We start from the raw sequence: 6,690 nt of genomic DNA, 5'->3' as shown, positions 1-6,690 counted from the left end.
GCACCGCCGGGCAGGACGACCATGTGCTGCCCCGCGTGACGGCCGCCATCGGCACGCGACCCGGCGCCGACAACCTCCTCGACGAGGCCGCAGCGCTCGCGGGCGACGCCGGAGTCGGCCTGCGTCTCGTGTCGCTCGTGCCCTTCGACGTGCCTCCCGGACTCGACACCGGCGCCATCCGCGTCGTGGGCGAGACCCATGCGCACGAGGTGCTCGCGGTCGCCCAGGAGATCCTTCCCGACGAACTCGGAGCCGTGATCGAAGAGGCTCCCGGTGACACCGTCGAAGACGCGGTCGCCAACCTCTCATGGCAGCCCGGCGAGGGCGTCCTCGTGGGCTCCAGCAGGCTGGCGCAGCCGCGCCGACTGTTCCTCGGCTCGACCGCGGCGAAGATGCTGCACGAGCTGCCCGTTCCCATGATCGTCGTCCCGCGCACCCGCGCCGAAGCAGGAGACCGCTGATGAGCAGCTCGAATCGGGCGACGGAGCCCGTATCCGGTGTCACGACCGGCATCTCCCAGAAGGGGCTGAGCGCAGGGGCCGTCGGCGTTCTCGGAGCCGTCGTCATCGGCGTCTCGACGATCGCCCCGGCGTACACGCTCACCGCCTCGCTCGGACCGACCGTGGCCGAGGTCGGCACGCAGGTGCCCGCGATCATGCTCGTCGGCTTCATCCCGATGCTGCTGACCGCCTTCGGCTACCGCGAGCTCAACCGCATGATGCCCGACTCCGGCACCTCCTTCACCTGGGGCGTGCGCGCCTTCGGTCCCTGGATCGGCTGGATGACGGGATGGGGCCTGATCGCCGCCACCGTGATCGTGCTCTCGAACCTCGCCGGCATCGCCGTCGAGTTCCTGTTCCTGCTCATCGCTCAGCTGACGGGCAACGCCGCGATCGCGGACCTCGCCTTCAACCCGATCATCAACGTGGTCGTCTGCCTGCTGTTCATGCTCGGGGCCACTCTCGTGTCGTACCGCGACATGCAGACCACGCAGAAGTTCCAGTACATCTTGGTGGGCTTCCAGGTGCTCGTGCTCGTCGTGTTCGCGACGGTCGCGATCGTCAAGGCCGTGTCGGGCGATGCCCCCGAGCCCACGGCGTTCTCGTGGTCGTGGTTCAACCCGTTCGAGGTGCCGAGCTTCAGCGCCTTCGCGGCCGGCCTCTCGCTGTCGATCTTCATCTTCTGGGGCTGGGACGTCGTCCTGACCATGAACGAGGAGACCAAGGACCCGGCCAAGACCCCGGGGCGCGCCGCCATGGTCACCGTCGTGGTCGTCGTCGCCCTCTACCTGCTGCTCGCGATCGGTCTGATCATGTTCGCCGGCGTCGGCTCGGGGGAGTACGGCCTCGCGAACGAGGACATCTCCGCCAACGTGTTCTTCGCACTGTCGGACCCGGTGCTCGGACCCCTCGCGTTCCTCGTCTCGCTGGCCGTGCTGTCGAGTTCGGCGGCGTCGCTGCAGTCGACAGCTGTGGGACCGGCTCGCACGCTGCTCGCGATGGGTCACTACGGTGCGCTGCCGAAGAAGTTCGCTCGCGTCAGCCCGCGCTTCTTCACTCCCGGCTACGCGACGATCGTGTCGGCCGTGGTGGCATCCGTGTTCTACGCCGTCATGCGCCTGGTGAGCGAGAACGTCCTGACCGACACGATCCTGTCGCTCGGCATGATGATCTGCTTCTACTACGGCCTCACCGCGTTCGCGTGCGTGTGGTACTTCCGCAAGCAGTGGTTCGACTCGGCGCGGAGCTTCTTCTTCACGTTCCTGTTCCCGCTCGTCGGCGGCGGCATCCTCGCTGTGCTGTTCGTCACGACCCTCATCGACTCGATGGACCCCGCCTACGGCAGCGGATCGAGCATCGGCGGGGTCGGACTCGTCTTCGTGCTCGGCGTCGGCATCATCGGCGTCGGCATCGTCGTGATGATCTGGCAGGCGATCAAGCGCCCCGCCTTCTTCCGCGGTGAGACGCTCGGCGTCGACGCACCGCCGAGTCTGCGCCGTCGCTGACGGTCTGCGACTCGCGAACCCGGCCTTACTCCCTCACAGAAAGAGAACCCATGAGCACTCAGACAGAGCAGGCGCTGCTCGACAGCATCCCCACCGGCCTCTTCATCGGCGGCGAGTGGATCGACGGCGAGGCCGGTGGCACCTTCGACGTGCACGACCCGGCGACGGGTGCGGTGATCCGCACGATCGCCGACGCGACACCCGGTGACGGCATCCGCGCTCTCGATGCGGCGGTCGCGGCGCAGGATGCCTGGGCGGCCACCGCCCCGCGCACACGCAGCGAGATCCTGCGCCGGGCGTTCGACCTCGTGCAGGAGCACAAGGAGGACCTCGCTCTGCTCATGACGCTCGAGATGGGCAAGCCGCTCGCCGAGGCACGCGGAGAGGTCGCCTACGGAGGCGAGTTCCTGCGGTGGTTCAGCGAGGAGGCCGTGCGCATCAGCGGCCGTTACGGCATCAACCCCGAGGGCACCGGCCACATGGTCGTCTCGCAGCGTCCGGTGGGCCCGTCGTTCTTCGTGACGCCGTGGAACTTCCCGTTCGCGATGGCGACGCGCAAGATCGCACCCGCGCTGGCCGCAGGCTGCACCGTGGTCATCAAGCCCCCGGCACTCACTCCGCTGACGACGATCTTCTTCACGTCGCTGCTCGAGAAGGCAGGTCTGCCCGCAGGAGTCGTCAATGTCGTGCAGACGTCGAAGTCGTCGGCGCTCTCGGCGCCGATCATCGCCGACCCGCGTCTGCGCAAGCTGTCGTTCACCGGCTCGACCGAGGTCGGGCGCAAGCTCATCGCCCAGGCGGCCGAGGGCGTGCTGCGGGTCTCGATGGAGCTGGGCGGCAACGCTCCGTTCGTCGTGTTCGACGACGCCGACCTCGACAAGGCCGTGGACGGCGCGCTCGCCGCGAAGTTCCGCAACATCGGTCAGGCGTGCACCGCGGCCAACCGCTTCATCGTGCACAAGGACGTCGCGGGCGAGTTCGCCAAGCGTGTCACTGAGCGCGTGAACGCCATGAAGATCGGCCGCGGCACCGAAGAGGGCGTCGCGATCGGACCGCTCATCGATGAGGATGCCGTCGCCAAGGCCGGCGAGCTGGTCGATGACGCGGTCGAGCGTGGTGCGACCCTGCTCGCGGGCGGAAAGGCGCTCGAGGGCACCGGCACGTTCTATGAGCCGACCGTGCTCACCGACGTGGTCGCCGGTTCTGCGATCCTCCGCGAGGAGATCTTCGGCCCGGTGCTCGCGATCGCGACCTTCGACACCGAAGACGACGCCGTGCGTCTCGCGAACGACACCGAATACGGACTCGTCTCGTACGTGTTCACCGAGAACCTGCAGCGCGGCCAGCGCATGATCGACAAGCTCGAGACCGGCATGATGGGTCTCAACGTGGGCGTGGTGTCGAACGCCGCAGCTCCCTTCGGCGGCGTCAAGCAGTCGGGCGTCGGTCGCGAGGGCGGTGCCGAGGGCATCCACGAGTACCTGTCCACCAAGTACACGCTGATCCCGGTCTCCTGACCGATCGGCCCAGAGGAGGAGAGAACATGACCGATTACGCCGTCATCAACCCCGCCACAGGAGAGACGCTGGCGTCCTTCGACACGTTCACGGATGCGCAGATCGACGAGGCCGTGGCCGCCGCCGACGAGGCGCACCGCGAGTGGTCGCGGTCGTCGACCGTGGCCGAACGCGCCGCTCTCGTGAGCCGCGCGGCCGAGCTGCATCGTGAGCGCCGTGAGGAGCTCGCCGATGTGTTCGTGCGCGAGATGGGCAAGCCCCGCGAGGCCGCACTCGGAGAGGTCGATTTCGCCGCCGACATCGCCGAGTACTACGCCGATCAGGCCGAGGCGATCATGGCCGACCAGCCGATCGCGATCCTCGGCGAGGGCTCTGCCGTCATCCGGCGGTCGTCGCTCGGGCCGCTCGTCGGCATCATGCCGTGGAACTTCCCGGCGTACCAGATCGTGCGCTTCGCGGCGCCGAACCTGATCGTCGGCAACACGATCCTGCTCAAGCCCGCACCGCAGTGCCCGGAGTCGTCGACCGCGATCGAGGCGATCTACCACGACGCCGGTTTCCCGAAGGGCGCCTACCAGAACGTCCTCGCGACGAACGATCAGATCGCCGACATGATCGCCGACCCGCGCGTCGCGGGCGTCTCGCTCACGGGTTCCGAGCGCGCGGGTGCTGCGGTCGCCGAGATCGCCGGGCGCAACCTCAAGAAGGTCGCGCTCGAGCTCGGCGGGTCCGACCCGTTCATCGTGCTGTCGACCGATGATCTCGACGCCACGGTGCAGGCCGGCGTCGACGCGCGTCTCGACAACAACGGGCAGGCGTGCAACGGTGCGAAGCGCTTCATCATCGTCGACGGACTGTACGACTCGTTCGTCGAGAAGTTCACCGCGGCGATGGCATCCGTGACGGCGACCGACCCGACACTCGAAGACACCGTGCTCGGCCCGGTCTCGTCCGAGACGGCTGCCGAGAACCTGCAGAAGCAGATCGATCAGGCCGTCGAGCAGGGGGCGACGCTGCTCACCGGTGGCACCCGCGAGGGGGCGTTCTTCGCTCCGACCGTGTTGGCCGACGTGACGCCCGAGATGAACGTCTATCGCGAGGAGCTCTTCGGTCCCGCGGCGGTCGTCTACCGGGTCGCCGATGAAGACGCTGCGGTCGCCCTGGCGAACGACACCACCTTCGGCCTCGGCTCCTACGTCTTCACGACCGACGCCGAGCAGGCCGAACGCGTCGCCGACCGGATCGAGGCGGGCATGGTCTACGTCAACCTCGTGCTCGCCGACAGCCCGGAGCTGCCCTTCGGCGGCATCAAGCGCAGCGGCACGGCCCGCGAGCTCGGCCACCTCGCGGCCGACGAGTTCGTCAACAAGAAGCTCATCCGCATCGGCTGAGCGATCGCAGTGGGAGGGGCGGATGCGGACTGCATCCGCCCCTCCGTCGTGCTCAGCCCGTCTGCCCGAGGTAGGCGAGCACGGCGAGCACGCGTCGGTTGACGCCCGAGCCCGATGCGACGCCGAGCTTCGTGAAGATCGTGTTGATGTGCTTCTCGATGCCGCTCTGACTCACGAACAAGCGCTCGGCGATGGCCGCATTGCTGTGCCCTTCGGCGATCAGTTCGAGCACTGTGCCTTCGCGTTCGCTCAGCTCGGCCATGCGCGGATCGGGTCCGGATCGGTCGGCGATCAGACGCCGGATCACCTCGGGATCGAACGCGACCCCGCCCTCGGCCACCCGCACGATCGCGTCGAGGAAGCCGGCGATGTCGGACACGCGGTCCTTGAGCAGGTAGCCGACGCCGCCGCGACCGTCGAGCAGTTCACTGGCATAGCGCCGCTCGACGTGCTGCGACAGCACGAGCACCGCGACACCGGGATGCTCGTGCCTGATGCGCAGCGCCGCACGGATGCCCTCGTCGACGAAGTCGGGCGGCATCCGCACGTCGACGATCACGAGGTCGGGCTCTTCTGCGGCCAGCGCGGTCATGAGCGCATCCGCATCGGAGACCGAGGCACTCACCTCGTGCCCCTCGGCCACCAGCAGCTGCACGATGCCCTCGCGCAGCAGCGTGGAATCCTCCGCGATCGCTATCCGCACGGGATCACCGCCTCGATCACGGTCGGTCCGCCGACAGGGCTGTGCACGTGCAGCCGCCCGTCGCGCGCGGCCACGCGTGAGGCGATACCTGAGAGGCCGGTGCCCGAGGCATCCGCTCCGCCGACTCCGTCGTCTTCGATCGTCATGGTGAGGCTCTCGGGCCCGGTGCGGACGCGGATGCCGATCGCGCTCGCCTGCGCGTGCTTGATCGCGTTGGTCACGGCCTCGCTCGCCACGAAGTAGGCGGCGGTCTCGACGGCGCGATCGGAGATCGCCGTGCCGTCGACCCCGCCCTCGATCTCGAGAGTCACCGGCATCGCCACGCGATCGCGAAGAGCTTCGAGCGCCGCGACGAGACCGTCGCGCTGCAGCATCTCGGGATACGTCCGCCAGGCCACATCGCGCAGGTCGTCGAGGATGTGCTGCGTCTCGGCGCGTGCGCCGCTCAGCAGACGGCGCGCCTCGTCGGTCCCGGCCCGCTCCACCCGGGCCAGCAGGATCGACAGCGCCACCACCCGCTGCTGCACGCCGTCGTGGATGTCGCGCTCGATGCGCCGCCGCTCGGCATCCACCGCCGCCACCACCTCGTCGAGAGTGGTGTGCAGCCGCACGACCTCCTGCGAGAGCTCTCCGGCCCCCGGCCGCTGGAACGACTGCCACACCCGCCGCTCGAGCCAGGCGATGCCGCCGATGCCCGAGAGGGCGAGGAACAGCAGCACGAGACCCGGGATCACGAAGAGTCCCACGGTCGCCCACGTCACCCTGCCGGGGCGTGCGCTGAACAGGGCGACGGGACCGCCGGTCGCCGCGGCGACGAGCATCTGGACGCCGACCACGATTCCCGCGCCGATGAGTATCAGGATGCACAGCACGACGAGCTGCAGCAGTGCAGACAGGGCGAGCAGTCCGCGCAGCCGCGGTGCGCGGGGCGGCGTGCGCCGGGGGATGCCGTCGATCCAGGTCAGGCGCGCCGCCACCGAGCGCACGACCGCCTGTGCCGGCCCCCGTGGGGCGGTGGCCACGGCGATCAGCGTGGGGACGAGCATCCCGATGCCGGCGGCCGTGCCGCCCAGC

General features: G+C 68.9%; 6 protein-coding genes. 4 read left to right on the top strand and 2 right to left on the bottom strand.

Annotated elements, in window-relative coordinates; genetic code table 11:
- The 4 genes from RTM68_RS16070 to RTM68_RS16055 all read left to right on the top strand — a co-directional run.
- The coding region (locus tag RTM68_RS16070) for a universal stress protein (protein ID WP_312172831.1) at nt 1-461 on the top strand (461 nt) is incomplete at its 5' end.
- On the top strand, nt 461-2,005 hold the full coding sequence (locus tag RTM68_RS16065) for an APC family permease (RefSeq protein WP_312172830.1): 1,545 nt from the start codon (nt 461-463) through the stop codon (nt 2,003-2,005). The genes RTM68_RS16070 and RTM68_RS16065, both read left to right, overlap by 1 nt.
- A gap of 50 nt (nt 2,006-2,055) precedes the next feature.
- Nucleotides 2,056-3,522 (top strand): NAD-dependent succinate-semialdehyde dehydrogenase, encoded by a 1,467-nt coding sequence (locus RTM68_RS16060; protein WP_312172828.1) that lies wholly within the window; start codon nt 2,056-2,058, stop codon nt 3,520-3,522.
- Between the two features lie 26 nt (nt 3,523-3,548).
- The gene (locus RTM68_RS16055; protein ID WP_312172827.1) at nt 3,549-4,913 is read left to right on the top strand and encodes an NAD-dependent succinate-semialdehyde dehydrogenase; all 1,365 of its coding nucleotides are present in this window, start codon (nt 3,549-3,551) and stop codon (nt 4,911-4,913) included.
- Between the two features lie 52 nt (nt 4,914-4,965).
- Here RTM68_RS16055 and RTM68_RS16050 read toward each other — a convergent pair whose 3' ends face one another.
- Together RTM68_RS16050 and RTM68_RS16045 are read right to left on the bottom strand one after the other, a co-directional pair.
- Complete coding sequence (locus tag RTM68_RS16050; protein ID WP_312172826.1) at nt 4,966-5,616, bottom strand: response regulator transcription factor; 651 nt, start codon at nt 5,614-5,616, stop codon at nt 4,966-4,968.
- The coding region (locus RTM68_RS16045; protein ID WP_312172823.1) for a histidine kinase at nt 5,607-6,690 on the bottom strand (1,084 nt) is incomplete at its 5' end. The genes RTM68_RS16050 and RTM68_RS16045, both read right to left, overlap by 10 nt.

The organism is Microbacterium sp., assembly GCF_031988965.1.
Classification (GTDB): domain Bacteria; phylum Actinomycetota; class Actinomycetes; order Actinomycetales; family Microbacteriaceae; genus Microbacterium.
Note: the sequence above shows the minus strand (reverse complement) of the source record. Positions and strands in the feature narration are given on the sequence as shown.